Below are 1,421 nucleotides of genomic sequence, written 5' to 3' on the forward strand. Positions count from 1 at the left end.
GCGTAGATGTCGGCCAGGTCGCGGCCCAGCTCCTCGCGCTCGGCGCCAACACGCTCCAAACGCTCGATGAACGCCCGCAGCTGGCCGGCGACCGTCTGGCTGGTCTCGGTGATGTCTTCCTGGCTGCGCGCTTTCATGCTGCCGTCACCACTTCGCGGGCGCGCCATGCATCCTCATCATCGGATAGCCGTTCATTCATCTGCTCGCGGGTTTCCGGGAACAGATGCGCGTCGTTGACAATCATGAAATAGAACTGCCGCCACCAGTCGGCGATCCATTGCGTTGGATGCTCGTATCCTATGATTTCGGCCGCATGCATCAGGTGCAGTTGGAAATGGTGCGGCAGTTCATCGACGTGACGCAAATACAGGTCGCGCGTTTTATTGAAGACATCGTGACGAATGACTTGCCAGAGCGGGTCACGCTGCGCCGGAGGGACCGCTACCCATTGCGGGTGGATCAAGCCGGCCTCTTCGGCATGCGACGAGGTAAACGGCCCCGTGAAGCTGCCGCCGCCTGGTTCGAACGGATCAATGAAAGGGCGGCCTTCGAACGCGCCCTGCAGGACGCTGCGCCGATACCAGCGCATCATCACCTTGACCGGATGGTCTTTGCGGATGCCATCGGGTGCGCGAACCGCAGCGAAAAGCACGGCCTGTTGCATCCACGAGAGATTGACAACCCATTCCTGCTGACATGGAAAACCCTTCACGAAAACACCTCCTCGATGTGGTTCAAAAGCCGGTCCAGCTGCTTGTCGGTGTCGCGCTCGTCTTCCAGCGCCTGGATTGCCGTGCTCACCGCCTGGCGCGTCACGCTGGCGGCTCGGGCGATATCGGCTTGCGCGAAGCCGAGCATGCGGGTGGCGATCCAGAAGGCGAGCTGGCGCACTTCCGCGGCCGCCTGCCATTCGGGATCGCCGGTCGCCTTGCGCCCGGGGTCGCTGGCCAGCACGGTTTTCGGGTTCTGTTTCAGCTCCTGGGCGGCGTAGACCAGGCACACCTTGAAGGTGCCGTGCGTCGTCACCGGCCCATGCTCGCCGGCGAAGGCGATCTTGCCGCGTCCCAGCGCCGCATTGAGCTTGGCAAGCGTTTCCGGCCGCATTTCCGTAGTGCCCTTCATGGCGCGAAACCACGCGGTCACGCCGATGCCCGCCTGGCTGCAGAGGTCAACGATCGGGATCTTCTTCACTGCCCGCTTCCGGTTGATCGTCCAGATGTCCAGCGTCTCCGCCATCAAAGTCCTCTTGGCGTTGCAGTGCCCCCGCCGCGAGCGAGACGCGGAACAAAACAGCGACGGTGGCGCAGAGAATTCGCGACAGGCCGGGCGTGGTTTTCGCCCGCTGGTCGCCGGAAAGGATCAGCTCGGCCAAATGCGCGGCCTCGCCCAGATTGAATTCAAGTTCGGTGTCGGCGATGCGG

The 1,421-nt window shown here is 63.1% G+C and carries 3 protein-coding genes; all 3 read right to left on the reverse strand.

The window, feature by feature from the left end; all coding sequences use genetic code 11:
* Window positions 1–133 precede the first annotated feature (133 nt).
* Window positions 134–712 carry a hypothetical protein gene (locus tag EOD15_RS34235; RefSeq protein WP_206523144.1) on the reverse strand — a complete coding sequence of 193 codons (579 nt, stop codon included), beginning with the start codon at window positions 710–712 and terminating at the stop codon, window positions 134–136.
* A complete protein-coding gene (locus EOD15_RS34240) occupies window positions 709–1,236 on the reverse strand; it encodes a hypothetical protein (protein ID WP_127322766.1) in 528 nt (175 codons plus the stop codon). Before EOD15_RS34240 ends, EOD15_RS34235 begins: the two co-directional genes overlap by 4 nt.
* A partial coding sequence (locus tag EOD15_RS36105) for a hypothetical protein (protein ID WP_185929163.1) occupies window positions 1,169–1,421 on the reverse strand: 253 nt, incomplete at its 5' end. The genes EOD15_RS34240 and EOD15_RS36105, both read right to left, overlap by 68 nt.

Source organism: Mesorhizobium sp. M7A.T.Ca.US.000.02.2.1 (genome assembly GCF_003996995.1).
Lineage (GTDB): Bacteria > Pseudomonadota > Alphaproteobacteria > Rhizobiales > Rhizobiaceae > Mesorhizobium.

What these genes read in the sequence shown, in the direction of transcription:
- EOD15_RS34240 (WP_127322766.1), bottom strand. Translation starts at nt 1,236, where the DNA reads ATGGCGGAGACGCTGGACATCTGGACGATCAACCGGAAGCGGGCAGTG.